The following is a 26,013-nucleotide window of genomic DNA, read 5'->3' on the forward strand; positions in this document are numbered from 1 at the left end:
CAGGGCAGAGGGGGGTAACGCTGGCCGCAGCGGCTAACGGGCTACACGGCAGAACGCCTACAGCCTCGTAGCCGCTACCCTCAAACCCACCCCAACAATTCCCGCCGCACCACCTTCTCCAGCACCGCCATCCCATCATCGCTGTCGTTCAGACACGGAATATGCGCGAACTTCTCGCCGCCATTCTCGTGGAACGAATGCGCCGCCTGCTCGGCGATTTCTTCCAGCGTCTCCAGACAGTCGGAGACAAAGCCTGGGTTCAGCACGGCGATCTTTTTCACGCCGTCCTTGGCGAGCTGCTCCACCGTCTTGTCGGTATAGGGCTGCAGCCATTCTTCCGGGCCGAAGCGGGACTGGAAGGTGACCATGAACTGGTCCTTGGAGAGACCGAGTTTTTCGCGCAGCAGGCGGCCGGTCTTCTGGCACTGGCAGTAATAGGGGTCGCCCTTCTTGAAGTAGGACATGGGGATGCCGTGGAAGGAGGCGATGATCTTTTCCGGTTGCCAGTCGAGCGTCGACAGATGCTTCGTGATCGAATTGGCCAGCGCCTCGATATAGGTGTCGTCGTCGTGATAATCGGGCACGGTGCGCAGCGCCGGCTGCCAGCGCATCTTCAACAGGTGCTGGAAGGCCTTGTCGTTGACGGTCGCGGTGGTGGCGGCTGCATATTGCGGATAGAGCGGGAAAAGCACGATCCTGTCGCAGCCGTCGTCCTTCAGCGCCTGAATGCGCGAGGCGATCGAGGGGGTGCCGTAGCGCATGGCCCAGTCGACCTTGACGTTCTCCAAATCCTTCAACCGTTCGGCCATCAACTCGGACTGGCTGCGGGTGTAGGTGCGCAGATAGCTCTCGTCCTTCTCCTTGTTCCAGATCAGCTCGTAAGCCTTGCCGACTTTTCCCGGGCGGGTGTTGAGGACGATGCCGAAGAGGATTGGGTACCACTTCCAGGGCGACCATTCGATGACGCGCTTGTCGGTGAGGAACTCCTTGAGATAACGGCGCATCGAGGTGTAGTCGGTGCCATCAGGCGTGCCGAGATTGACGAGCAGGACGCCCACCTTGCCATAGTTCACCTTCGGGTGTGCCGACGGATGGTGCGTGGTATCAACGGTCGTCATTCAAACCTCAGTTCTGCTGCTCAGCCGCTCATACGCGGGCGAGATCGAATGGTTCACCCTATAGGAACAAAAGCCGGCCCGGGAAACCCCGGACCGGCTCACATCATTGGGACAAATCGTCATACTTTATTCCGTCCAGCCGCAAGGCTTACTTGGACGGGATCTGCAGCTCCTTGCCAACAGTCAGATGGCGGGGCGTCGGCTTGCCGTTGGCCTCGGAGATCTTCTTCCAGAGCGTGCCGTCGCCATAGAACTGCTTGGCGAGATCCCGCAGCGTGTCGCCCGATGCGATGACGTGGGTGGTCGGCGTGTTCGGGGCGAGCGCCGCAGGGGCTTCCGTTGACGGTGTCGTTGCCGCCGGGGCGGTGGGAGCAGGCGTTGCGTCCGGCGTGGCCGGTGCCGAGGGGGCGGCCGGTATGGTCGTCTCGGATGCCGTCGGTCCCGGTGCCGCGGCCGAAGAGGCGACCTCGGTCACGCGTCCGTCCGTGTAGGGCTTGTAGGGCGAGTGGGCGGCGAGGAAATCGGCGGTGACGTCGGCGAGGTCGGGGCCGAAGTCATAGGCGTTCTTGCCTGCGGTGGCGAAGATCGAATAGCCGTCGCCGCCTGATCGCATGTAGTTGTTGGTGACCACGCCGTAGGTCTTGGCGTCGTCGAGGGCCACGAAGGCGTCGCCGTCCTTGACCTCGACCGAGACGACGCGGCTGCCTGGCGGCTTCGACTTGTCGAAGCTGTACTTCATACCCGCCACCTGCGGGAAGCGGCCGGCGCCTTCCTCGATCTTGCCGAGGCCGTTTTCCAGCGCCGCGCGGATATCGGCGCCGGAGAGCTGGAAGGTGGCGAGTGTGTTCTGGAAGGGGAGCACGGTGATGACTTCGCCCTGGGTGACATCGCCGCCGTCGATCGACGAGCGCAGGCCACCGCCGTTCTGGATGGCGATCTGCATGCCCTGGCTCTTGCCGCGATCGAGCATGGCGTCGGCGACGAGGTTGCCCATCGAGCATTCCTCGACGCGGCAGACCTTTCGGTCGCCTTCGATCGGGCCCTCGGAGGAGCCGATGACCTTCTTGCGCAGGTCCTCGATCGGCTTGGCGAGCTCGGTGATGCGGGCGGCGATTTCGGGGTCGGGCGTGAATGAGCTGTCGATCAGGATCGGGTCGCCCTTGGCTTCCTTGACGACGCCGTTGTCGTCGAAGGTGATCACGACATCGCCGAGATACTTGCTGTAGGAGGCGGCGGTGACGACGGGGACCTTATAGCCACCGGGATTATCGACCATGGTCGGATAGGGGCCCTCGGCCTTCGGATCGGTGTTCGACAGAAGCGTGTGCGAGTGGCCGCCGACGACGACATCGACATCGGGGATCTTGGCGATATCGGAGAGGTCCCTGGTATAGCCGACATGGGTGAGCGCGATGATCTTGTTGACGCCTTGGGCCTTGAGCTTGGCGGCTTCCTTGGTGATCGCGGCGACATCGTCGGTGAACTTGACGTTGGGGCCGGGGGAGGCGAGCTCCGGGGTCTCGGTGGTGACGACGCCGATGATGCCGATCTTCTGGCCGCCGATATCGAGCACGACCGAGGGTTCCGGCTTCTTCTTGATCGTCGAGGCGTCGGAGATTTCGACATTGGCGGCGGTGACCGGGAAGGCGACCTTGTCCATGAACGGCGCCAGCGCCTTTTCGCCGTCGTCGAATTCATGGTTGCCGAGCGTCATGGCGTCGAACTTGATGGCGTTGACCATCTCCAGTTCGGCGGTGCCCTTGTATGTCGAGTAGAAGAGCGAACCCTGGAAATTGTCGCCGGCGTTCAGCGTCAGCACGTTCTGGCCGGCCAATGCCGCGCGGCGCTGGTCGATCGCGGTCTTCAGGCGGGCGGCGCCGCCGAAGCATTCCTTCTTGCTCTCCTCCTCGGCCGAGCAGGTGGAATCGAACTTGTTGATCGCCTCGATGCGCGAATGGAAATCGTTGATGTGCAAAATATTGAGCTGGTAATCGGCAAAGGCGGCGCTGCTCGACAGCGCCAATACGGACGCGGTCAGCAGACCGAATTGAAACGATTTCGTCATCCTGTTCTCCTGGTTTTATCGGCGGCGCTCGAACCTGATCCGGTTTGCCGGATACCAGTCCCCCAAGCCTCGCCGTCCCTACACGGTCGATGTTTCCATCAACCCTTAGTGGCCGCAAGAGAAAAACCTGTGACAGCGCGGGTGCATTCCAAGAGCGGTAAACAAAAAAAGCTCCCGCGAGGGGAGCTTTTCCGATCGACCATATGAGGCGATTTACATGTGGCGGTTGAGGCTGAACTGCGAGCCGCTGTCGGAGGTGCAGTTGAGCTGGCTCTGGGTGACCAGCGCGCAGTTGACCTTGGATTGCGTCTTGCGCACCAGCGAGGTCATGTTGATCTCGACAAGCGTCGGCGACGTGTTGATGTAGGTGCCGGAGGCCAGCATCTGGTTGGTGTCGGTCGTGCGCGTCGTGAACGTGCCGGCCTGGAAGGTGGAGATGATGCCGTTCGGATCCGACCATGAGCCTTCCACGCCGGTCTGCGCCGGGGCGGCGGCAACGGGCATCGGACGCGGGGACTGCGGAACGCAGGCCGAAAGGGCCGCCGAAGCACTCGCGATCACGAGGAGGGTTTTGAGTCTCATAAGATTCTCCCGGAAGTTCAGACCGAAAAACATAACGCTTGGTTAACGAACACATGGCGCGAGCGTTCCGGGAAGGCAAGGCTTCTTGCGCGCGTCAGGGCATTTATACAGCAGGCGTTACAAAAATGCCCGCCTTGCGGCGGGCATCTGGTGATCTCGGTCTCGTTTCTATCAGCGAACGAGGATGTTCTTGAACTGCCAAGGATCCTTGGTGTCGATGTCCTCGGGGAAGAGGCCCGGGCGGCCATCGAGCGGGGTCCAGTCGGTGTAGTGACCTTCGACCGGGCCGAGGTAGGGCAGCTGTACTTCGAGGCAGCGCTTGTAGTCGATCTCGTCGGCTTCGACGATGCCGGCCTTCGGGTTTTCAAGCGCGTAGACCATGCCGGCCAGAACCGCCGAGGTGACCTGCAGGCCGGTGGCGTTCTGGTAAGGCGCGATGCGGCGGGTTTCTTCGAGCGACAGGCGCGAGCCGAACCAGTAGGCGTTTTTCTCGTGGCCGTAGAGCAGCACGCCAAGTTCGTCGACGCCGTCTACGAGTTCATGCTCGTCGAGAACGTGGTGAACCGGCTGCGCGGTGCCGCCGTTGCCGAACATCTCATGCAACGACAGAACAGCGTCGTTTGCGGGATGATAGGCGTAGTGGCAGGTCGGGCGGAAGGTCACTTCGCCGTCCTTGTCGCGCACCGTGAAGTAATCGGCGATCGAGATGGACTCGTTATGGGTGACGAGGAAGCCGTACTGCGGGCCAGGCGTCGGGCACCAGGTGCGAACGCGGGTGTTAGCGCCCGGCTGCTCGAGGTAGATGGCCGCCTGGCAGCCCTTCTTGTGTTTCTTGGCGTTCTTCGGCATCCAGTTTTCGTGGGTGCCCCAGCCGAGTTCAGCCGGCTGCAGACCTTCGGAAATGAAGCCTTCGACGGACCAGGTGTTCCAGAAGACGTTGAGCGGCTTCGGGTTCTTGGTGAGCTGCGTGTCGCGCTCTGCGATGTGGACGCCCTTGACGCCGAGCTTCTTCATCAGCTTGGCCCAGCCTTCGCGGTCATGCTGATCCGGCTCGTCGAACTTCAGGCCGGTGTCGTTTGCGAGGTTGACCAGCGCCTGCTTGACGAACCAGGAAACCATGCCCGGGTTTGCGCCGCAGGTGGAAACGGCGGTGGCGCCACCAGGGTTCTTTGCCTTTTCCTTGCGAACGGTTTCGCGCAGCGCATAGTTGGTGCGGTCGGCGTTCTTCATGGACTTGTCGAAGTAGAAGCCGAGCCACGGCTCGACGACGGTGTCGATGTAGAGAACGTCGAGCTTGCGGCAGAGCTTCATCAGGTCGAGCGAGCCGGTGTCGACCGAGAGGTTGACGCAGAAGCCCTGGCCTTCGCCTTCGGTCAGAAGCGGCTTCAGCAGCTCCTTGTAGTTGTCCTTCGTCACATATTCCTTGATGTGACGGACGCCGTGCTGCTTGAGGATCTCCATGTCGGAGGGCTCTTCACGCGGGTCGATGACGACCATCCGGCTCTTGTCGAACTTGAAGTGGCGCTCGATCAGGGGCAGCGTGCCGCGGCCGATGGAGCCAAAGCCGATCATGACGATCGGGCCGGTAATTTCGGCATATACCGGGTGGTTCTGTTCCGTCATTCTTTTCTCCTGTGGAAGGCGACGAAGGCGAGAAGCCTCTAAGAATTCATTTGAAATCGTTCAAATACCGCTAGGTGACCGGCTCTAATCACAAAATCACGTCACAATAAAGAGCGTTCCGGCCGGGAATGTAAATATCAGGTGAAGCGGTCATTGCTTGCAAACGCGTGCAATTTCGCCGCCAGTTCGCGCTTCTGCAGACTCAGTCCCTTGTAGGCCGCCTGGTGCTCGTCGAGGCTTTCGAGCTGGGCGGCGAAGCTTAGCGCCAGGCTTTGCGCCTGCGGGTGATGGGCAATAGCGGAGATCGGATCGACGTAGACGCGGATCGTGAAGAGGATATCGCCAGACCGAGGCAGCTTGCGCAGCGTCTGGCGCTCGACACGGGCGAAGCGATCGGCCAGCGTAAAGGGTTCTGCCTGCGGCGGGCGGCGGTGCTTGGAGAGCGGCAGGAAGAGGGCGCTCGAGGTGTTGACCGACCAGTTCAGCCGCTCGACCGGCTGAGAAACCTGAAGATTGTCGAAGATGCGGTGGATGAGGGTGGCATTGCGCGTGCCTTCGCCGAAGCCCGGCACATCCGCATGGATCCCGTGCATCGGCCGGCCGAATTTTTCGCGCAACGACCACGAGGAGGGGAAGGCGACGAAACCGGCCACGAGATGCCAGCCATCCTGCTTGCGGCGCATGACGACGAGATCGTCCTGGATCATCAGGCCGGCGCTGAGCAGCGGCGGGAGATCGCTGCCAGTGTCTGGCAAGTCGGCACAGAGGTTGGGGTGGCGTTCGCGCAGATGTTGCCGCAGCAGGTCGAGCGCTTCCTGCTGTGCATCCAATGTGTCGGTCTCAGCGACGAAGACGTCGTCGCGACTGCTCTCGACCAGCGCACGCTTTTCGCCGACATAGCGAGCCCAATCGGCATCGGGCTCGATCCAACGGTCGGGATCGAGCGGCATCAGGCCGATGGTGAAAGGCTTGGCCGAGCCATCATAGGGAGTGTAGGTCGGTGGCGTCATTGTCAGCAAAGTGCCGATTTGCTAGCCTGCTGGCAATAGGTGACGAGAGGCCGGGCTATGGCTGGCAAAGTTGTTTCATTTCGTGTGTCTGACCCTCTCATGCAGAGGTTGGACAAACTCGCTCAGGTGACAAAGCGCGACACGTCCACGCTCGCTCATGAAGCACTTGCTGACTACCTTGCGCGCCAAGACGAACAGGCCGCCGCGATCGATGAGGCCATTTTGGCGGCCGACAGTGGCGAGTTTATTTCGAACGACGCGATGACGAAGTGGCTCGAATCCTGGGGAACCGATCACGAGCTTCCGCCCCCTGAAATCGACATCCGCAAGAAACGCCGATGAGCGTCGTCTGGTCGTCGCTTGCTAGAGACGATCTGATGGCGATCCGGCGCTATATCGCGCAATTCAACCCGGCTGCGGCTCGGGCTGTTTCGGCACGGCTCATCAATGCCGCCAAACTGTTGGGTGAACGCCCGCATCTTGGCCTGAGAACCCATCGCGAGGAAGCCCGCAGGCTGATTGTGTCGAATTCCGTCTATTCGCTCATCTACTTGATACGCGACGGAGATATCGAAATTGTCGAGGTATTTGACGGTCGGCGGCGGGCACCGCGTACCGATCTCAGTCGAGACGTGTGAGCTTCACCCTGCCAAAACCTCCCGCCCGGCTATCGCCCTCGTGAACCAAGGCGTCGCATTCCGGAACAACCAAATAGTGCAATTGCGCCGAAACCATCCATCTTCTTTTCAGATTTATGCGTCAAACTGCGAATCATCTTATATCCACGCCCCGGAACCATCGGATGAACCAGATATCGGAGCGGCTTGCGGAATTGCAGGAGGACAGTTCCGTCCTGATCGCGCTTTATGATCAAGACGATCGTCTGCGCTATGCAAACCCGGCCTTTCGCACGACCTTTGCCTTGGATCCCGAGGAATGCCCGCTATGGGCGGACCTGATGCGGCGCAATACGCGCAGCGGCAAGGGCACGATCATCCGGACATCCGATTTCGAGACATGGCTGGTCTCGGCGCAATCGCGGCGCGGTAAGCTGCCGTTTCGCGCCTTCGAGACGGATGTGGTCGATGGGCGCTGGCTGTGGATGACGGAGACCGTTCAGAAGGACGGCTGGATGCTCTGCATCGCCAGCGACATCACGCATCTGAAGGCCAGCGAGCGGGATGTCAGGCAGGATCGCGACTTCGCGCTGAAGGCATCGCAGACGGACGAGCTCACCAGCGTCTCCAACCGCCGCTTCATGATGGCGGCGCTCGACAGTCTTGCCAACGGGCATGCCGCGCCGCGGCCCGTGGGCGGCTGCATCTGCATCATCGACCTCGATTTCTTCAAGCGCATCAACGATCTCTACGGGCATCAGACGGGCGACGACGTGCTGGTCGATTTCGCCCGGCGGGTGCATCCCCTCGTGCGCCGGCGCGACAGTTTCGGGCGGATCGGCGGCGAGGAGTTCATGCTCATCCTGCCGGATACGACCCTGGCGCAAGGTGAGCTGATCATCGAGCGGATCTTGACCACGGTGCGCGGCGCCCGGCCGATCCAGAATGCGCCGAGTTTCTCCTACACCTGCTCGGCCGGGCTTGCGGAACTGCACCCGGGCGATACGGCGCGCGAACTCTACGCGCGGGCCGACGAGGCGCTCTATCATGCCAAGCAGGGCGGGCGGGATCGGTTGCGGATCGTGGCCTAGTCAATGAGCCTTGCCGGGATCAGCCCGCGCAGGGAGTTGCCGACATAGAGTTTTCCGGTCTTCAGATCATCGCGCGTGATGCGGCCGACGCGGGCCTTGCGCTGGCAGATGAGTTCGGTGCGCAGCACGCCCGCGAGCAGGCCGCAGGAGATCGGCGGCGTGCGCAGCATGTCCGAGCCATCGTCGAGGAAGATCGAGGTGATCGTGCCCTCGCAGGCCTCGTCGCGCTCGTTCAGCATCAGCACTTCGTCGGCTTCATCACTGGTGTATTCGGCGCGCGCGGCCTCGTAGACCGTCCGGCGCGTGGTCTTGATGCGGAGCAGCTTGTCGGCGGAATCGAGACGTTGATCGGCAATGCGGATGGTCCAGGTGGTGTCGGGCGCTAGCGGCGTGAAGGGTACCGTGGTGACCTCGATATTCGCGTTCTCACCGAAGGTCAGCCGGACGCGCTGGGGCGTGGTCGCGTCGGCGACCGCTTGCTGCAGTCTTTCGAGCGCGCCCGCCGGCTGGGGAAAGCCGATGCGGCGGGCGGAGCGGGTGAGGCGGGCGAGATGCAGGCGCAGGCGGATGAAGCCGATTTCCGGCTCATAGCGCAGGGTTTCGATCAGCGAGAAATCGGCCACGGTCAGACGCTCCCGGTTCCTGCGATCGGCTGGTCGCCGATCGCGAAGCGGGCCTTCAGGAGGCATTCCTCGTATTCGGCTTCAGCGGTGGAATCGATGACGATACCGCCGCCGACATTGAAGACGGCGCGGCCGTCGTCAAAAAGGGTGAGCGTGCGGATGGCGACGGAGAAGCGCATGGCGCCCGAGGGTGCGATCATGCCGATCGCGCCGCAATAGACGTCGCGCGGGCCGTCTTCCAGCTCGTGCAGGATGGTCATCGCGCTGATCTTCGGGGCGCCGGTGATCGAGCCGCAGGGGAAGAGGGCGGCGAGGATGTCGCGGATTTCGAGGTTGGGCAGGAGCTTCGCCTGCACGTGGCTCACCATCTGGTGCACCGTCGGATAGGTCTCGATGTCGAAGAGTTTTGGGACGTCGAGCGTGCCGACCTCAGTGATGCGCGAGATGTCGTTGCGCAGGAGGTCGACGATCATGCGGTTTTCGGCCTGCGTCTTGATGTCGGCGAGCATGGCTTGCTTGATCGCCTCGTCCTCGGCGGGTGTGCCGCCGCGCCTTGCGGTGCCCTTCATCGGATGCGTCTCGATCCAGCCTTCCTCGTCGGTGCGGAAGAAGAGTTCGGGCGAGCGCGACAGGATGACCGGGCCGCCGAGATCGACCAGTGCGCCGTATTTCACCGGCTGTCGTTCGATTAGCGACCAGAAGGCGGCGCTGACATCGCCGGACCAGCGGGCCGTAATCGGCATGGTGAGATTGGCCTGGTAGCAATCGCCCTGCATGAGGTGGTGGTGGAGGCGGTCGAAGCGGTTCTTGTAGGTCGCGAAGTCCCATGCGGCTTTCGGGGCCGTCAGGAACTCTTCGTTTTCGAGGCGCTGTGTTGGTTGGGCGAGCGGGTGGTCGTCCGGTTGCGGGTGGTCGAAGATGCCGAAACACAGCAGCGGGGTCTTGCGATTTTCGATGGCGAAACCGGCGAGCTTGTCCTCGAAGAGGTGGCCGGCTTCGTAGGCGATGTAGCCGGCGAGCCACTTGCCCGACTTTCTGGCCTCCTCCATGCGGACGAGGCAGGTAAAGACCTCGGCGCGAGTGTGCGCGAGGATGATCTCGGTCGGGTCGGCGAAGAGCATGACCTGGCCGGATGTGTCGTCTCGGAAGAGGATGTGGGGCGGTCTATCTGTCATCTTGGTTCAGTCGGATCGGCGATGGTCGCGAGGCTCTCTTCTCCCCGGTGGGGAGAAGATGCCCGTAGGGCAGATGAGGGGGCGGAGCGTAGCGACCTCCTGAGCCTGGGCGAAGGAGAGGGTGTGCCGTGTGGCCCCCTCATCCGCCTGCCGGCACCTTCTCCCCGTCGGGGAGAAGGGAAACCCACCTCAGCCCTTATCTAGCGCTTCCAGCTCGTCGATCAGCCCCTCGATCATCGACAAACCCTTGCTCCAGAACGACGGATCGGTGGCGTCGAGGCCGAAGGGCTTGAGGAGTTCGGAGTGGTGCTTGGTGCCTCCCGCCTTCAGGAGTTCGAAATACTTGTCCTGGAAACCCTGATCGGCCTTCTGGTAGACGGCGTAGAGCGAGTTTACCAGGCAGTCGCCGAAGGCGTAGGCGTAGACGTAGAAGGGCGAGTGGATGAAGTGGGGGATGTAGGTCCAGTAGGTCTCGTAGCCCTCGGAGATCTTGATCGCCGGGCCAAGGCTTTCGGCCTGGACGGACAGCCATAGCTCGCCGATCTGCTCGGCCGTCAGCTCGCCTTCCTTGCGTGCGGTGTGAACCTTGCGCTCGAATTCGTAGAAGGCGATCTGGCGCACGACCGTGTTGATCATGTCCTCGACCTTCTGGGCGAGCATCGCCTTGCGCTCGCGCTTGTCCTTGGTCTTGTCGAGAAGGGCGCGGAAGGTCAGCATTTCGCCGAAGACGGAGGCGGTTTCGGCCAGCGTCAGCGGCGTCTGGCACATCAGCGCGCCCTGGCCGCCGGCCAGCACCTGATGCACGCCGTGGCCGAGTTCATGGGCGAGCGTCATCACGTCGCGCGGCTTGCCGAGATAGTTGACGAGCACATAGGGGTGGGCGGAGGGAACGGTCGGGTGCGCGAAGGCGCCCGGCGCCTTGCCGGGGCGGACCGGGGCGTCGATCCACTCCTCGTCGAAGAAGCGCTTGGCGATCGCGGCCATCTCTGGAGCGAAATTGCCGTAGGCGGATAGCACCGTGTCCTTGGCCTCGGTCCATGAAATGACGGCGTTGGAGGTTTCCGGAAGCGGCGCGTTGCGGTCCCAGAACTCCATCTGATCCATTCCGAGCCACTTCGCCTTCATCGTGTAATAGCGGTGCGACAGACGCGGATAGGCGTCGCGGACGGCGGCGGCCAGCGCATCGACCACCTCGCGCTCGACGCGGTTGGCGAGGTGTCTTGAATCGGCGATGTCCTCGAAGCCGCGCCAGCGGTCGGAAATATCCTTGTCCTTGGCGAGCGTGTTGGTGATCAGCGTGAAGATGCGCAGATTGTCCTTGAAGGTCTTGGCGAGCGCCATGGCGCCCTTGCGGCGCACTTCGGGGTCGCGGTCCTGCAGCATGTTCAGCGTCACCTCGATCGACAGCATCTCGCCATCCACCTCGAAGCGCAGCTCGGCCATGGTCTCGTCGAACAGGCGATTGAAGGCGGCGGCCGAGGTCATCGACTTCTCAAGGAAGAGCTGCTCAAGCTTGTCGTCGAGCTGGTAGGGCTTGTCCTTGCGCAGGTCGACCAGCCAGGGGCGGTAGTGGCCGGCATCGGAGTCGTTTGCCATGCAGGCGTCGATCACGGCGTCGTCGATGCGGTTGAGCTCGAGCGTGAAGAAGAGCAGGTGGCCGGAGAAATCGGTGATCTTCGCCTGCACGTCGCCGTAGAGCTTGCCGTTGGCCGGGCTCGACGTGTCGGAGAAATAGGTGAGGCCGGCGAACGAGCCGAGGCGGCCGATGATGTCGTCGAGCGCTTCGTATTCCTTCAGCGCCTGGCCGATGCCGTCTGCGCCCTTCTTCGTCGCGGCGTCCGAGAGCTTGCCCTTCCACTTGGCTTCGAAGGCAAGAGAATCCTTTTCGGCCTTCGCCATGTCAGCCTTGAAGGCGTCGGAGGTGGCGGAAGGATAGAGGTCCTGAAGCTTCCAGGTCGGGAGGTCGCCGAGTTCGATCGCCTTCGCGGAACCGGCATTGCTTACCGAAAAGTTGTATTCGGCGCCGAAGAGCGGGTTTTTCATAAGCGGGATCCTCTTCCTATTTTACGACAGGTCTGACTGTCTAAGCGCCCAAAGCCTTGGCATCAAGGGGCTTTTCGTCGCGCAGGAGCGTCGTTTCGAGGCGAATCCGCCTTCGTCACAAACGTTAAAATGCGATTATTTCTCAAAACTGGATGTTCAAGCCTTTCTGCGACATTGCCATTCAAGGTTTCGCATGAAGTGAGGCAGCAATGACCGGTTACAACGAGCACAAGGGTGCAGCGCAGATACTTGTCGTCGAAGACGATCCAGTACAGCGCAGACTGCTGAAGAACGCCATCGAGCGTCACGGACACGTCGTCCACCAGGCAGAGAATGGCCGGATCGGTCTTGAGATGGTGAAGAGGGCCGGTGGCCTCTACAACGTCATCGTTCTCGACCTGATGATGCCCGAGATGACGGGCCTCGAATTTCTCGAGGCGATCCATGCCTTCGGTACGCAGATTCCCGTGATCGTCCAGACCGGGCAGGGCGGGATCGAGACCGTGGTGCAGGCGATGCGCGCCGGCGCCTTCGATTTCGTCGTCAAGCCCGTCTCGCCGGAGCGGATTTCCAATTCGATCTCCAATGCGCTGAAGCTCGATCAACGCGAGGTCAAGGCACGCGCCGGACGGCGTTCGCGCTCGGGTGCCGTCGGTTTCGACGATATCGTGTCGGCAAGCCCGGCGATGATCCGCGTGCTGGATCTCGCCCAGCGTGCCGCGCAGTCCAACATTCCCGTCGTGCTCGAAGGTGAATCCGGCGTCGGCAAGGAGCTGGTGGCTCGCGCCATCCAGTCCGGCAGCGACCGTTCCGGCAAGCCGTTCGTCACCGTCAACTGTGGCGCCATTCCGCATAATCTGGTCGAGAGCATCCTCTTCGGCCACGAGAAGGGGGCCTTTACCGGCGCCACGGAGCGGCATGTCGGCAAGTTCATGGAAGCCGATGGCGGCACCATCTTCCTCGACGAGATCGGCGACCTGCCGCTCGACGTGCAGGTGAAGCTGTTGCGCGCCGTGCAGCAGGGTGAGATCGAGACTGTTGGCGCGCGCACCGCGCACAAGGTCAACGTTCGCCTGATCTCGGCGACCAACAAGGATCTGATCGAAGAGGTTAAGAACGGTCACTTCCGTGAAGATCTCTACTACCGCCTCAACGTGTTCCCCATCACCATCCCGGCGCTGCGCAAGCGCAAGGAAGACATTCCGCATCTGGTGCGGGTGTTCACGGAGCGCTTCTCGAGCGAGCAGAAGAACGGCAACCGCATGACGGTCAATGCCGGCGCGCTGGCCCTGCTCACCGCTTACGACTGGCCGGGCAATATCCGGCAGCTCGAGAACGCGATCTTCCGCGCCGTGGTTCTGGCCGATGGCCCGGAGCTGACGGAAGCCGACTTCCCGCAGATCGCGGCGCAGCTTCCGGAATATGACGTGGTCGATCACCTGGCATTGGTTGCCGACAACAGCAGCAATGTTCGCCTCGGCGAGATCGCCGCTGCCGAGTTCGGTGTCTCGCAGACGGTGGCGGATAACGTTGCGGCGCGGATCAACGATGCGCCCGACAACGCGATTTCTAGCACCAACCCGTCCGGAGACGTGCGCAAGCTTGCCGATGTCGAAGAAGAGCTGATCCGATTCGCGCTCAAGTTCTATCGTGGCCAGATGAGCCAGGTCGCGCGCAAGCTGGGCATCGGTCGCTCGACGCTTTACAGAAAGTTGAAGGACTACGGGATCGACCCGGATAACCCGCAAAAGGACGCTGCATAGGGTGTTTCAGTTAAGATTCCGGCAATCATCTTTTGTTACCAATCATAAACCACTTGTTAGTGGCCTGTTCACTATGTAAAGAAAAGGTTGATCATGTGTGGCATTTTTGCCATCGTGTGACCGCATTTCACAGTCAAGGGTCAGATTGAGGGACCATCGGCTGTCTGACGGGGATTGAGTTTGCCGGATCTGAATTGGAATACGAAGCCTTCGCGCCCGACATGGCGCAACAGGTGCGCAGACCTTTGCGGAAAGGTGACAAGGACGGCTATGGCCGCCCTTCTCGCAGTTGCAGTTTCGTCCCCTGTGCTCGTCGGCTCCAGTACGCCGTCTGAAGCGGCGGGCGAAACGCGTAGTCTCAAGCTTTACTTCATTCACACGGGTGAAAAGGCTGTCATCACCTATAAGCGCAACGGCAGGTTCGACCCTAAGGGTCTCGAGCAGCTGAACCGCTTTCTTCGCGACTGGCGCAAGAACCAGCCGACGAAGATGGACCCGCGTCTCTTCGACCTGATCTGGGAAGTCTACCGCCAGAGCGGTTCCAAGGATTACATCAACGTCGTCTGCGGTTTCCGTTCGCCGGGCACCAACGCCATGCTGAAGAGCCGCTCGCGCAATTCCGGCGTCGCCGAGAAGAGCCAGCACATGCTCGGCAAGGCGATGGATTTCTTCATTCCTGACGTGAAACTGGCGACTTTGCGCGCGATCGGCATGAAAATGCAGGTCGGCGGCGTTGGTTTCTATCCGAAATCCGGTTCGCCCTTCGTGCACATGGATGTTGGCGGCGTTCGCGCATGGCCGCGCATGAACCGCGACGAACTCGTCCGTCTCTTCCCGAACGGCAACACGATGCACATCCCGGCCGACGGCAAGCCGCTGCCGGGTTATGAGCAGGCGGTCGCCGATTACAAGCGTCGCGTGAGCGACAGCTCGGTGCAGATGGCAAGCTCCGGCGCCTATACCGGCTCGGCCAGCGAAGAGCGCAAGAAGCCGAAGACCTTGTTTGCAGCCCTGTTTGGCGGTGGCGCGGATGAGGAAGAGGATAACTCCGACGACAGCACGCCAGCAGTCGCCGTTGCCAAGGCAACGCCGCCAAAGGCCGCCGATATGCCGAACGCGGCTGATCCGAGCCAGGGTGCCCCGGCTCAGGCGGAAGCTTCGCAGCAGACTGAAGTCGCAAGCGTCAACGCGCCGATCCCGCAGGTGCGGCCGGCGTTCGCAAATCAGCCTGGCGGCAGCGAAGTGGCCAGCGCCCTTGTCGCTCCGCAATCGGGTAATGCCGCGCAGGATGCTCTTGCCGCTGTGACCGATCAGGGCCAGCAGGGCTATGCGGATCTCAGCGCGTATAGCGTTCCGGTGCCTTCGCTCCTCGGCGCACGTCGTTCTCCGGGAGACGCGGAAGTCGCTTCAGCCGATCCGGCTGCCGCGATGACGGGGAATCTCGCGGCCGTGCCGACGCCGGCTGAGCGTCCGGCTCTGGCAGAAAAGCTTCTGGCGGCGGCGAATGCCGATCCGGAAGCCGGTGTCGATGAGGCAGATCAGCAGGGTACGCTTTCTCCAGCTGTTGCCGATGCTCTCAACCAGCAGAACAATGCCAATAGCGGCCAGCTTGTAGCCAACCAGCCGCCGGTATCGAGCGTCGAACAGGCTATAAACGCAGCGATGCCGCAAAAGGTTCCGGCTGAAAAGCCGCCGGTTCAGCTGGCAGCGCTTGCGCCCGCGACCAAGTCAGCAAGCTTCGGCGATGCCTTCGATGTGCCGAAGCCGGCGATCGAGCCGAGTGCGGCTCAGAGCCTGCCCTCGAAGGGTGGTCGCCCGACCAAGCATGAAGCCGCCGAGGCCGATGCCAGCCGCGCGACTGTGACCACCGAGCCGAAGCTGACGCAGAAGATCATCTCGCAGTGGGCGCTCAGCAATGCGCGCATGGAAATGGTGACCAAGCCGGTCAAGGCACCGCGTTTCGTCAGCCAGACGCTGCGCGCGCAGCCGAAGGCCGTATATGCCGAGGGCTTCACCAAGACGGCGTCGATCGACACGGGTCGCTTCAGCGGCACGGCGGTCAACTTCATGGAAGTGCGCAAGTTCGAATCGAACTGAGCCGTCTTCCAGGTCAGACAATCAGAACCGTCGGAGCGATCCGGCGGTTTTTTGTTGGTGGCGCGGGATGCGCGACTTCGAAGGGAGAGCGGTGATGAAGATTGGGTTCGTGGGCACGGGGACGATCACCGAGGCCATGGTCAAGGGGATGCTCGGCTCGTCGCTTGATCTGTCGCGGATCACCGTCTCGCCCCGCAACGGCGAGATCGCGGCGCGCCTTGCGGCATCGTCGCCGCTCGTCGAGATCGGCGCCGACAACCAGGCCGTGGTCGATGCCGCCGATATCCTGTTCCTGGCCATCCGGCCGCAGGTCGCCGAGGAGGTGATCAAGGGCTTGCGGTTTCGTGCCGGGCAGTGCGTCGTCAGCGTTGTCGCGGCGACGGACCGGGCTAAGCTCGACGACTGGATCGATGCGCCTGTTACGATCACCCAGGCCATTCCGTTGCCCTTCGTTGCCGAGCGCGCCGGGGTGACGGCGATCTATCCTGAGAGTGAGACGGTCGCCGCGATCTTCTCGGCGCTGGGCAGTGCCGTCGCCTGCGAGACGCGTGCGGAGTATGATCTGCTGGCGGCCGCAAGCGCGCTAATGGCCACCTATTTCGGCATTCTCGATCGCACGACCGGCTGGCTCGCCGATCAGGGGATGCCTGCGGACAAGGCGCGGGCTTATCTGGCGCCGCTGTTCCTCAGCCTCGCGCAGCAGGCGGTCAAGCATGGCGAGACGCCGCTTGATCAACTCAAGCAGGAGTTCTCCACCAAGGGCGGCTTGAACGAGCAGGTGTTCGAGGATTTCGACCACAAGGGCGGCAGCGGCGCATTGATCGCGGCGCTCGATCGCGTGCTGGCGCGGATCAAGGGGTAGGGCGTCACGCCCGGTTCAGGGCTTGCCGGGATTGTCGTTGGCGGTCGTGCGAAACTGCTCGTCCTCGAGCACGCGCGCGCCGGTATCGAGCACCCGGATCACCATCTCGTAGATGTTGAGCGCGCGTTTGCTTGAGGGCATGCTGTTGTCGAGAATCGTAAGCGCTTGGCGTAGGCGCTCGGCGAGTTCCTTGTCGGTAATCGTTTTCACGGAATGCGCTCCGCAAGTTGCTCCTCTGATTGTACAATCTACCGCGAATTGCGCGGTGAAACCACTATCCGAAGGTTGGAGACGGAGGCTGTGCGCCACCTTTCAGCCGGCGATCTCGGACATGACGTGTTCGGCGATTGCAAGCGACGAGGTGAGCCCCGGGCTCTCGATGCCGTAGAGATGCACCATGCCGCTGACGCCGTGGACGGAAGGGCCGTGAATGGCGAAGTCGGCGGCGGGCTGGCCGGGGCCCGAGAGTTTGGGGCGGATGCCGCTATAGGCCGGTTGCAGGCAGTTGTCGGGCAGGCCGGGCCAGTAGCGGCGGATCTCGTCGTAGAACCGCTCGCAGCGCGTGGGATCGACCTCGTAGTCGATCGCGTCGATCCACTCGACATCGGGCCCGAAGCGGATGGAGCCGCCGAGGTCCATGGTCAGGTGTACACCGAGGCCGCCATCCTCCGGTACCGGGTAGATCAGCCGCGAGAAGACGTTGCGCGTCGGGGCGGCGAAGTAGTTGCCCTTGGCGAGGTGGAGCTTCGGCACCGTTCCGTGGTCGAAGCCCGAAACGAGGCGGGCAAGATCGTTGGCGTGCAGGCCGGCGGCGTTAATGAAATGGCGCGAGGCCACGTCGTATTCTTCGCCGCTTGACCGGTCTCGGGTGCGCAGGACGAAGCGGTTGTCGGCGGCCTCGCCTGACACGATCTCGGTGTTGAGGGCGATGAAGGCGCCGTGCTCCTCGGCATCCCCGCGCAAGGCGAGCATCAGCGCGTGGCTGTCGACGATGCCGGTCGAGGGCGAGACGAGGGCGGCGACGCAGCTCAGCGCCGGTTCGCGGGCCATCGCTTCCTCGCCGGAGATCAGCACCAGATCATCGACGCCGCATTCGGCCGCCTTGATGCGGATGGCTTCGAGCTTTTCGACCTGCGCGTGGCTGGTCGCGACGATGAACTTGCCGCAGCGGGCGTGAGGGATTCGCCGGTCTTCGGCGTAGCGATAGAGCCGCCCGCGGCCTTCAATACAGAGTCGTGCCTTCAGCGATCCCGGTGGGTAATAGATGCCGGCGTGGATGACTTCTGAATTGCGGGAGCTGGTCTCCATGCCGATCATCGGGTTGGCCTCGATGACGAGCGTCTCCAGACCGCGCATCGCCGCTTCGCGCGCGATCGCCAGCCCGATTACGCCGGCACCGGCGATGATGCAGCCGACCTCATCCATTCCAATCCTCCTGCGATCTCCCGATCACTACCGCAATCGGCGGGGCGATCAAAGTCCTGCAATCGTAGAGCTTTTGGCGTAGAGCTTTTGGCATAAGTGGCATGACCGATTGGGGGGAGACACAGGCCCATTTCGGTTTATAACGTCGCATGCTCTGAGAAACAGCATCCGTTCGGCCTATATGAGGCATGTGCGGAGCGCGCCCCCGGCTCGCCGTTCGCTGTCCGACAAATTGATTTGATGAAGACGACAAGGAATAATCATGCAGACCTATCCCGATGTGAAGCTGTTCATTGACGGCGAATGGAAGAATGCCGCCTCCGGCAAGACGCTGCCCGTCACCGACCCGGCCACGGGTGAGACCATCGGCACCATTCCGCATGCCTCCCGCGAGGATCTCGACGCAGCACTCGCCGCAGCCGACAAGGGCTTCCGCGTCTGGCGCGATACCTCGCCCTTCGACCGCTCGAAGATGATGCGCCGCGCCGCGGACCTGCTGCGCGAGCGCAAGGAAACCATCGCCTGGATGATGACGCGCGAGCAGGGCAAGCCGCTGGCGCAGTCGCTCGTTGAAATCGCCGGCGCCGCCGACGTGATCGACTGGTTCGCCGAAGAGGCGCGCCGCACCTATGGTCAGGTCATTCCGTCGCGTGCGCCGAATGTCACGCAGCTGGCGATCAAGTCGCCGGTCGGCCCGGTCGCGGCGTTTACGCCGTGGAACTTCCCGATCAACCAGGTGGTGCGCAAGCTTTCGGCCGCTATCGCCGCCGGCTGCTCGATCATCGTCAAGGCGCCCGAGGAAACCCCGGCATCGCCGGCCGAGCTGATCCGCGTCTTCGCCGATGCCGGCATTCCCAATGGTGTCGTCAACCTCGTCTACGGCATTCCGGCCGAGATCTCCGAATATCTGATTTCGCACCCCGTCATCCGCAAGATTTCGTTCACGGGCTCGACGCCCGTCGGCAAGCAGCTGGCGGCGCTGGCCGGCCTGCACATGAAGAGGGCGACGATGGAGCTTGGCGGTCACGCCCCGGTCATGGTGTTCGATGACGCCAATGTCGATCAGGCCGTGTCGATCATGGCCGGCTCGAAGTTCCGCAATGCCGGTCAGGTCTGCGTCGCGCCGACGCGCTTCCTGGTGCAGGACGGCGTGATGGACCAGTTCACGGATGGCTTCGTCAAGGCCGCCCAGGCGGTCAAGGTCGGCAATGGCCTCGACGCAGGCGTCGAGATGGGCCCGCTCGCCAACGAGCGCCGCATCCCGGCTCTCGAAGAGCTGATCAACGACGCCGTCTCGAAGGGCGCTGAACTGAAGACCGGCGGCCGCCGCATCGGTAACACCGGCAACTTCTTCGAGCCGACGGTTCTTGCCAACGTGCCGCTTTCGGCGCGCGTGATGAACGAGGAGCCCTTCGGCCCGCTCGCCATCATCAACCGCTTCTCGACGCTCGATGATGCGATCACCGAGGCGAACCGCCTGCCGTTCGGCCTGGCCTCCTTCGCCTTCACCAGCTCCAGCGCCACCGCGCAGGCACTTGGCCGTCGCGTCGAAGCCGGCATGCTGTCGATCAACCACAACGGCCTTGCCCTGCCGGAAGTGCCGTTCGGCGGCATCAAGGATTCGGGCTATGGCACCGAAGGCGGCTCGGAAGCGATCAACGCCTATCTCGACGTTCGCTACGTCACACAGCTCGGCTGATCGCCGGGACAGAGAGACAAAAAGAAAGCCGCCGGGGCGACCCGGCGGCTTTCTTGTTTGGTTCGATCGTATTGATCGTAACGAAGGATCAGGCTTCTGCCGGACCTTCGATCATGCCGAGGGCGGCCAGATAGGTGTCGAGGATCGCTTCTTCCTCGAGACGCTCCTGCTCATCCTTCTTGCGCAGCGCAATGACCTTTTTCAGGATCTTGGTGTCGAAGCCGGTTCCCTTGGCTTCACCGTAGACGTCCTTGATATCGTCGGCGATGGTCTTCTTTTCTTCTTCCAACCGTTCAATGCGCTCGATGAAAGCGCGAAGCTGGTCGCGGGCAACGCCGTGGGCATCAGACATCGTGTTCTCCTGCTAGGGGGATAAAAATTCGGATGGCGTTGACTGCCGTGAAGATCAGCCGGGGTCAAGCCTATTCGACAGAGCCGGGGCTCATTTGTGCGGGTTGTTGCTTTCGAATGCGGCTTTTTGTTGGGGCGTCGCTTCGGTCTGGTAGCGGCTTTTCCACTCGTCGAAGGGCATGCCGTAGACGATCTCGCGGGCCTCGTCTTTCGTCAATTCGACGCCATCGGCATCGGCCGCGTCCTTGTACCAGTTGGACAGGCAGTTGCGGCAGAAGCCGGCCAGATTCATCATGTCGATGTTCTGCACGTCGGTGCGTTCACGCAGATGCGCGACGAGGCGGCGGAAAGCGGCGGCTTCGAATTCGGTCTGTTGTTCCTTGCTGAGCGTGGTCATGTCGCTCTCCTCTTCTCAGTATGGGCCGGTGCGCGAGGCGTGCACCTCATAGCGATGCAGCGCCGGGTCGGCGTTCATGGTCGCGAAGATCGGCGCCAGCCGGTCGGCCCAGGCGGCGAGGCCTGCCGTGTCGCCGATCAGGTCCTGGCGGACCTCCAGCAGCGCATGCGGGATGCCCGTGACCATGCAATGCTGGTACATGGTGTCACCCTTCAGCGCGCCATCATAGGGCTCGTTGTCGCCGATCACCAGATCGGGATCGGCGCGCAGCAAGTCAAGAAGCGGGGCGACAGCGCGGTGGTCGCTGTCCCACAAGACGGCGGCGTGCCATGGGCGCGGCACGTTTTTCCAGGCGGGCGTGAAAGAGTGAAGCGAGAGCACCAGAGGGGCCTTGCCGGTGGCGGCCGCGACCTTCGCAATCGTCTCGCTGACGGCATTGTGATAGGGGCGGTGGAAATTGGCGATGCGGTCGTTCCACTCTTCCTGGGTGATCGGGTGATTGCCCGGAATGATGGCGCCGTCGGAGATCTTCATGATCAGCGTCGGGTCGTCCTCGCCCCGGTTCGGGTCGATCAGCAGGCGGGAGAAGCCGCCGAGCACCGCGGGCACACCAAGCTTTTCAGACAGCGCCCGCGTCAGCCCCTCGATGCCGATGTCATAGGCGATGTGGCGGGCGAAGGCGCTCTCGGGCAGGCCCAGGCTGCCATAGCGTTCCGGCAGGCGGTTCATTGCATGGTCACCCAGGAGCACCATACCCCTGTCATGATGTCCACCTAGAATTTCGAAGGATTGGAAGTCGTTCATCGAGGACAATGCCGTTGAATGTTTGCAAGCGTGTCTCTGATCGCACGGGCAGGGGAAGGGTTCAAGCGCGCACCGTAATCAAACACCTGGCAAACACTTAGTGCCAGCCCGGCAATCTCCGCGCGATCCATGCAGCAGCGAGTGCGCCTCTTGTTTGATGTCAGAAATATAATCGATTAGCATTGCGTTGACTTTCGCCGGGAGGCAGCGCAAGAAGGCACGACAACGAATAACCGGGAGCCAATTGGAAGTCGTGTTGATCCAGACCGCGCCATGTTTCCTTACGCGTTCCGGGCCGCTTGCCCGTTTTGCTCTTTTTGTTCTCGCGGCGTTCTCGCCGTTCTTTATTGCCGATGTGGCGCGCGCTGATTTCCGCGTCTGCAACGGTACGCAGAATCTAGTCGGCGTGGCGATCGGATATCGGGCCAAGGACGGCTGGATGACCGAAGGCTGGTGGCAGGTCCCGGCAACGACCTGCGCGACATTGATCGAGGGAGAGCTTCAGTCTCGCTACTACTACCTCTACGCCGAAGACGCCGCCCGGGGAGGACGATGGACGGGCGACGTGCAGATGTGCGTGGCGGAGAACGAATTCAAGATCACGGGCGTCAATGATTGCTACGCCCGTGGCTATCAGAAGATGGGGTTCAAGGAATATGACACGGGCCGCCAGGGCAGCTGGATGGTTCAACTTTCCGATACCCCAGGCACCCAGGAAAGTCCGAACTGATGAAGCGTAACCGCAAAGTAAAAATCCTCGCAACGCTCGGACCCGCCTCGTCCGAAGAAGCGATGATCGAGAAGCTGCACCAGGCCGGTGCCGACGTTTTCCGCATCAACATGAGCCATGCGAGCCATGACACGATGCGCACGCTGATCCAGCGCATCCGCGCCGTCGAAGCACGCAGCGGCCGCCCGATCGGCATTCTCGCCGACCTTCAGGGTCCGAAGCTGCGCGTCGGCAAGTTCGCCGATGTCAAGGTCGACCTGAAGCCGGGCGACACGTTCACGCTCGACAACAACGACACCCCCGGCGACAAGAACCGCGTGTTCCTGCCGCATCCTGAAATTCTCGAAGCCGTTAAGCCGGGCGACCGCCTGCTGATCGACGACGGCAAGCTGGCGCTGCGCGCTGAAAAGTGCGACGGCAAGAGCATCGTCACGACCGTCATCTCCGGCACCCGGATTTCCGACCGCAAGGGCGTCAGCCTTCCCGACACGATCCTCACCGCCGGCGTCCTGACCGACAAGGACCGCGCCGACCTCGATGCGGTTCTCGCAACTGATGACGTCGACTGGGTGGCGCTCTCCTTCGTGCAGCGTCCGGAAGATCTGGTCGAAGTGCGCAAGATCGCCCGCGGCCGCGTCGGCCTGATGGCGAAGATCGAAAAGCCGCAGGCGATCGAGCGGATCGAAGAGATCATCGAGCTCTCCGACGCACTCATGGTTGCCCGTGGCGACCTCGGCGTCGAAATGCCGCTCGAATCCGTTCCCGGCATCCAGAAGCAGCTGATCCGTGCCTGCCGTCGTTCGGGCAAGCCTGTCGTCGTCGCCACGCAGATGCTGGAATCGATGATCTCGGCGCCGGTCCCGACCCGCGCCGAAGTCTCCGACGTTGCGACCGCCGTTTTCGAAGGCGCCGACGCCGTCATGCTCTCGGCTGAATCCGCTTCCGGCGATTATCCGGTTGAAGCCGTCTCGACGATGGCGTCGATCGCGAGCACCATCGAGCGCGAGCCGCACTATCCTGGCATCATCTACGCGCAGCGCGCCCAGGCGGAAGCCACCGGCGCCGACGCGATTTCGCTGGCTGCCCGCCAGATCGCCGAAACGCTGCGCCTGTCGGCCATCGTCTGCTACACCTCGTCGGGCACGACGGGCCTGCGCGCCTCGCGCGAGCGTCCGCAGGTGCCGATCCTGGCGCTGTCGCCGGTTATCCAGACCGCGCGTCGCCTCGCCATTGTCTGGGGGCTGCACTGTGTGGTCACCCATGACGCGACCGACCTCGACGACATGGTCAACCGCGCCTGCCGCATCGTCGCCGACGAAGGCTTCGGCAAGCCCGGCGACCGCATCATCATCTCGGCCGGCGTGCCGCTCGGGACACCGGGTGCGACGAACATGCTGCGCATCGCCTATATCGGTTCGGACGGCCAGAGCGGGTTTTGATCCGGATTTGGTTTGATTGAATTGGGACCCGCTGCCTCGATGAGGTGGCGGGTTTTTTTGTTGTTGGGTTGGTGGTGCGGTCTTGGTTGATCGCGAGGGTGGGCTCGCGGAGAGGATGATGTTGGGGACTGTGGTTCGAGCATCATGGCGGGCTTGGTGGGCGGGATAACCCCCTCTGTCCTGCCGGACATCTCCCCCACAAGGGGGGAGATCGACTCGTGGCTTGCGCCCCATCCAAACGTTGATGTTGGAGCGAGCGGCAGCGCCCAGCCAATCTCCCCACCTGTGGGGGAGATGCCCGGCAGGGCAGAGGGGGGTAACGCGCCCACCGACCTCTCGATCAGCAATCCAGTCCAGTACCTGCCGCTTTCGAAGGCCCTCTTCCGCGATAATCTGTCAGGACAGCGACACGTGGCCGACACGATAGACCCGTGTCGACGGCGAAACAGCGGGTGTGTCCGCGTGTAGCGCAAAGCGCACCATCGTCCAGCTTGAAGGATCGAAGGCCGCGACGGAGGCGAGCACGCCCGTCTCGTCCAACACAGCACGGGCGCGGTCGGTTTCGCTCTCGCGAACGGATGCGAGCGACACCTCAGTGCCCAGCGGCAATATCTCACGTGTCGCGAAGCGCGCCTTCGTCGCATCCGGCGCCACATCGCCATGCCACACAATCCACGTCGCTACCTGCGGCCGGCCGAAGGATTGGTTGACGGCCTCGAAGCCGGGGCCGCAGAGGAAGTCGCGCGCGCCATCAGGATGCCGCCAGAGATAGAAGGGCGCATAGAGATTGTCGGTTGCGCCGAGTTCGCCCTTGCGCGCCGTGAGATAGGCCTTGAAGCCGAGCTTGGGGAAGCCGTCGGTTATCGGGCCCTTGTCGTGGATGCGGCGGTCGATGATCGCCATGTCGTAATCGGCGGGCAGGGTGAAAGCGTATTGCATGGCGATCATGGCGCGGTCTCCATCGCGCGAATTTCCCAGCCGGGCTCCAGCATCTGCTGCCCGCCATTGCCGAAGGACCATTCGTCCGGCGCCGTGGTGTTGACGACGATCATCACATCCTCAGGCCGCAGGCCCGGCGACTGGCCGAGCAGTTCGACCGCGCGCTTGAAGAATGCGGTGCGCGCTTCCGCCGTGCGCGGCTTGCCGGCGGTGATGGCGATCAGCACGAAATCGTCGGAGCGCGGGCCGGCGAGGTAGTTGCGGTCGAAGATCAGTTCGCCCCGATCGTGCTGGTGGATGATGTGAAAGCGATCGGCCGGCGGTACGTTGAAGGTTTCCACCATGGCGCGGTGGAGGCTCTCGGAGAGGGCCGCGATGTAATCCGGCGACTTGCCTTTCAGAAGCGAGATACGAGTGAAGGGCATGTTGTGCCTCCTTTTCTCTGATGTTGACAGGGAGAGGATCGCACGGCACGATAATGCAGAAAATCAGAATATAATGGATCATTGATCCTGAAAAAATGGACTATCAGATGCGCCGGACGATCTTCGACCTCGACGTTCTCAGAACCTTCGTCACCGGCATGGAGCTCGGCAATTTCGCGCGCGCCGCCGACCGGCTCGGGCGCTCGACCTCGGCTGTGAGCGCGCAACTGAAGAAGCTGGAGGAGCAGGCGGGCACGCCGATCTTCCGCAAATCCGGCCGCGGCTTGGCGCTGACCGATGCCGGCGAGACCATGCTCGGCTATGCCCGCCGGCTGCTGGAGCTGAACGACGAGGCGGCGGCGGCCGTGCACAGCGTCGAGCTGGAGGGCTGGGTGCGGCTTGGGCTGCAGGAGGATTTCGGCGAGACGCTGCTGCCTGATGTGCTCGGCCGTTTCGCACGGGCGCATCCGAAAGTGCGGGTCGAGGCGCGCGTGGTGCGCAACGTCGAGCTGATCGAGCGGGTGACATCGGGCAAGCTCGACCTCGCGCTTGCCTGGAGCGACGGGACGCTGACGCCGCATTGCGACCGGATCGGCGAGGTGCCGATGCGCTGGATCGGCTCGGCCGCCGTGGCATCGGGGTGGGACCGCGCGAGTGGAGAGCCGCTGCCGCTGGCGGCACTCGAGGCGCCCTGTCTGATGCGGAACGCGGCGACCAAGGCGCTGGATGCGGCGGGGATTTCCTGGCGGCTCGCCTTTGTGAGCCCCAGCCTCGGCGGCTTGTGGGCGGCGACGGCGGCGGGGCTCGGCATCACGCTGCGCACGCCGGTCGGCCTGCCCGCGAAGGTGCGGCCGCTCATGGCGGAAGAATTGGCGCTGCCGGAATTGCAGGGGCTCGGCCTCGTGTTGCACCGGGCGGAGGCGGAGAGCGCGCCGGCAGTGGCGAGGCTGGCCGGGCTGGTGCGGCAGTCGGTTTCCGATATGCTTGGCGAGGTCGCGCGGCCGGTTGGTGGTGGGGTGCGGATGGTGCGGTAAGGGCGTGGTTAAGATGGTTGCAGTGCGGTGCGGGTGACGGAGTTGGTCAGCGCATTATCGCAGGCTCAGCGGGTGGGATACCCCCCTCTGGCCTGCCGGCC

At 62.7% G+C, this 26,013-nt stretch carries 24 protein-coding genes and 2 pseudogenes; 11 read left to right on the forward strand and 15 right to left on the reverse strand.

All coding sequences use genetic code 11. The annotated features are described in order from the left end of the window. Positions 1–80: 80 nt before the first annotated feature. The 5 genes from hemH to B3605_RS10980 form a co-directional block, all read right to left on the reverse strand. A complete protein-coding gene (gene hemH / locus B3605_RS10960) occupies positions 81–1,118 on the reverse strand; it encodes a ferrochelatase (protein WP_113168417.1) in 1,038 nt (345 codons plus the stop codon). Between the two features lie 148 nt (positions 1,119–1,266). Next, entirely contained in the window at positions 1,267–3,183 is a 1,917-nt protein-coding gene (locus tag B3605_RS10965; RefSeq protein ID WP_296433840.1) for a 5'-nucleotidase C-terminal domain-containing protein, read from the reverse strand. A gap of 213 nt (positions 3,184–3,396) precedes the next feature. Beyond that, positions 3,397–3,765 (reverse strand): outer membrane lipoprotein Omp10, encoded by a 369-nt coding sequence (gene omp10, locus B3605_RS10970; protein WP_026283239.1) that lies wholly within the window; start codon positions 3,763–3,765, stop codon positions 3,397–3,399. Positions 3,766–3,936: 171 nt separating this feature from the next. Then, positions 3,937–5,388 (reverse strand): homospermidine synthase, encoded by a 1,452-nt coding sequence (locus B3605_RS10975; RefSeq protein ID WP_047509483.1) that lies wholly within the window; start codon positions 5,386–5,388, stop codon positions 3,937–3,939. Positions 5,389–5,525: 137 nt separating this feature from the next. Next, positions 5,526–6,398 (reverse strand): heme-dependent oxidative N-demethylase family protein, encoded by an 873-nt coding sequence (locus tag B3605_RS10980; RefSeq protein WP_112944864.1) that lies wholly within the window; start codon positions 6,396–6,398, stop codon positions 5,526–5,528. A gap of 57 nt (positions 6,399–6,455) precedes the next feature. On the opposite strand from B3605_RS10980, the gene B3605_RS10985 reads away from it, so the two are divergent. From B3605_RS10985 to B3605_RS10995, 3 genes are all read left to right on the forward strand, one after another. Beyond that, on the forward strand, positions 6,456–6,740 hold the full coding sequence (locus B3605_RS10985) for a CopG family ribbon-helix-helix protein (RefSeq protein ID WP_112944865.1): 285 nt from the start codon (positions 6,456–6,458) through the stop codon (positions 6,738–6,740). Continuing rightward, a complete protein-coding gene (locus tag B3605_RS10990; RefSeq protein ID WP_112944866.1) occupies positions 6,737–7,036 on the forward strand; it encodes a type II toxin-antitoxin system RelE/ParE family toxin in 300 nt (99 codons plus the stop codon). Before B3605_RS10985 ends, B3605_RS10990 begins: the two co-directional genes overlap by 4 nt. 164 nt (positions 7,037–7,200) lie before the next feature. Continuing rightward, on the forward strand, positions 7,201–8,106 hold the full coding sequence (locus B3605_RS10995) for a sensor domain-containing diguanylate cyclase (protein ID WP_047509475.1): 906 nt from the start codon (positions 7,201–7,203) through the stop codon (positions 8,104–8,106). Here B3605_RS10995 and B3605_RS11000 read toward each other — a convergent pair. From B3605_RS11000 to B3605_RS11010, 3 genes are all read right to left on the reverse strand, one after another. Further along, positions 8,103–8,729, reverse strand: coding sequence for an aminotransferase class IV family protein (locus B3605_RS11000; RefSeq protein ID WP_112944867.1), 627 nt, complete (start codon positions 8,727–8,729; stop codon positions 8,103–8,105). The genes B3605_RS10995 and B3605_RS11000 overlap by 4 nt on opposite strands. A 2-nt stretch (positions 8,730–8,731) precedes the next feature. Continuing rightward, positions 8,732–9,904 (reverse strand): aminodeoxychorismate synthase component I, encoded by a 1,173-nt coding sequence (locus B3605_RS11005; protein ID WP_112944868.1) that lies wholly within the window; start codon positions 9,902–9,904, stop codon positions 8,732–8,734. A 189-nt stretch (positions 9,905–10,093) separates the two neighbouring features. Next, positions 10,094–11,947, reverse strand: coding sequence for a M3 family oligoendopeptidase (locus B3605_RS11010; protein WP_112944869.1), 1,854 nt, complete (start codon positions 11,945–11,947; stop codon positions 10,094–10,096). Between the two features lie 209 nt (positions 11,948–12,156). Here B3605_RS11010 and B3605_RS11015 point away from each other — a divergent pair. From B3605_RS11015 to B3605_RS11025, 4 genes and pseudogenes are all read left to right on the forward strand, one after another. Further along, positions 12,157–13,411: pseudogene (locus tag B3605_RS11015) on the forward strand (sigma-54-dependent transcriptional regulator); the annotation flags it as partial. An 86-nt stretch (positions 13,412–13,497) separates the two neighbouring features. Next, positions 13,498–13,710 (forward strand): annotated as a pseudogene (locus B3605_RS25810) (helix-turn-helix domain-containing protein); the annotation flags it as partial. 180 nt (positions 13,711–13,890) lie between these two features. Continuing rightward, on the forward strand, positions 13,891–15,807 hold the full coding sequence (locus B3605_RS11020) for a DUF882 domain-containing protein (protein ID WP_112944870.1): 1,917 nt from the start codon (positions 13,891–13,893) through the stop codon (positions 15,805–15,807). Positions 15,808–15,901: 94 nt separating this feature from the next. Further along, the gene (locus tag B3605_RS11025; RefSeq protein WP_112944871.1) at positions 15,902–16,669 is read left to right on the forward strand and encodes a pyrroline-5-carboxylate reductase; all 768 of its coding nucleotides are present in this window, start codon (positions 15,902–15,904) and stop codon (positions 16,667–16,669) included. A gap of 15 nt (positions 16,670–16,684) precedes the next feature. Here the strand turns inward: B3605_RS11025 and B3605_RS11030 are convergent, their stop codons facing one another. Next, positions 16,685–16,879, reverse strand: a complete 195-nt coding sequence (locus tag B3605_RS11030) for a hypothetical protein (RefSeq protein WP_047509466.1) — start codon at positions 16,877–16,879, stop codon at positions 16,685–16,687. Between the two features lie 102 nt (positions 16,880–16,981). Further along, complete coding sequence (locus B3605_RS11035) at positions 16,982–18,094, reverse strand: NAD(P)/FAD-dependent oxidoreductase (RefSeq protein ID WP_112944872.1); 1,113 nt, start codon at positions 18,092–18,094, stop codon at positions 16,982–16,984. A 262-nt stretch (positions 18,095–18,356) separates the two neighbouring features. On the opposite strand from B3605_RS11035, the gene B3605_RS11040 reads away from it, so the two are divergent. Further along, a complete protein-coding gene (locus B3605_RS11040; RefSeq protein WP_047509464.1) occupies positions 18,357–19,793 on the forward strand; it encodes an NAD-dependent succinate-semialdehyde dehydrogenase in 1,437 nt (478 codons plus the stop codon). Positions 19,794–19,881: 88 nt separating this feature from the next. Here B3605_RS11040 and B3605_RS11045 read toward each other — a convergent pair whose 3' ends face one another. The 3 genes from B3605_RS11045 to B3605_RS11055 all read right to left on the reverse strand — a co-directional run bounded on the left by B3605_RS11045 (position 19,882) and on the right by B3605_RS11055 (position 21,345). Further along, positions 19,882–20,145, reverse strand: coding sequence for a DUF2312 domain-containing protein (locus tag B3605_RS11045; protein WP_018899724.1), 264 nt, complete (start codon positions 20,143–20,145; stop codon positions 19,882–19,884). Between the two features lie 90 nt (positions 20,146–20,235). Then, the gene (locus B3605_RS11050) at positions 20,236–20,541 is read right to left on the reverse strand and encodes a DUF1244 domain-containing protein (protein WP_112944873.1); all 306 of its coding nucleotides are present in this window, start codon (positions 20,539–20,541) and stop codon (positions 20,236–20,238) included. Positions 20,542–20,556: 15 nt separating this feature from the next. Beyond that, entirely contained in the window at positions 20,557–21,345 is a 789-nt protein-coding gene (locus B3605_RS11055; protein WP_296433859.1) for an N-formylglutamate amidohydrolase, read from the reverse strand. Positions 21,346–21,589: 244 nt separating this feature from the next. Between B3605_RS11055 and B3605_RS11060 the strand changes: the two genes are divergently transcribed. Continuing rightward, entirely contained in the window at positions 21,590–22,075 is a 486-nt protein-coding gene (locus tag B3605_RS11060) for a DUF1036 domain-containing protein (protein WP_111563360.1), read from the forward strand. Continuing rightward, positions 22,075–23,514, forward strand: a complete 1,440-nt coding sequence (pyk, locus tag B3605_RS11065) for a pyruvate kinase (protein WP_047509459.1) — start codon at positions 22,075–22,077, stop codon at positions 23,512–23,514. Before B3605_RS11060 ends, pyk begins: the two co-directional genes overlap by 1 nt. Before the next feature lie 396 nt (positions 23,515–23,910). Here the strand turns inward: pyk and B3605_RS11075 are convergent, their stop codons facing one another. Both B3605_RS11075 and B3605_RS11080 read right to left on the reverse strand, forming a co-directional pair. After that, positions 23,911–24,462: a DUF4865 family protein gene (locus B3605_RS11075; protein WP_112944876.1), complete on the reverse strand. Its 552-nt coding sequence runs from the start codon at positions 24,460–24,462 to the stop codon at positions 23,911–23,913. After that, on the reverse strand, positions 24,459–24,878 hold the full coding sequence (locus B3605_RS11080) for a tautomerase family protein (RefSeq protein WP_112944877.1): 420 nt from the start codon (positions 24,876–24,878) through the stop codon (positions 24,459–24,461). The genes B3605_RS11075 and B3605_RS11080 overlap by 4 nt, the downstream gene beginning before the upstream one ends. A gap of 107 nt (positions 24,879–24,985) precedes the next feature. Here B3605_RS11080 and B3605_RS11085 point away from each other — a divergent pair, with 107 nt between their 5' ends. Next, positions 24,986–25,912 carry a LysR substrate-binding domain-containing protein gene (locus tag B3605_RS11085; RefSeq protein WP_112944946.1) on the forward strand — a complete coding sequence of 309 codons (927 nt, stop codon included), beginning with the start codon at positions 24,986–24,988 and terminating at the stop codon, positions 25,910–25,912. The last annotated feature ends 101 nt before the right edge of the window (positions 25,913–26,013 follow it).

Source organism: Rhizobium sp. UBA1881 (assembly GCF_002338015.1).
Classification (GTDB): domain Bacteria; phylum Pseudomonadota; class Alphaproteobacteria; order Rhizobiales; family Rhizobiaceae; genus Rhizobium.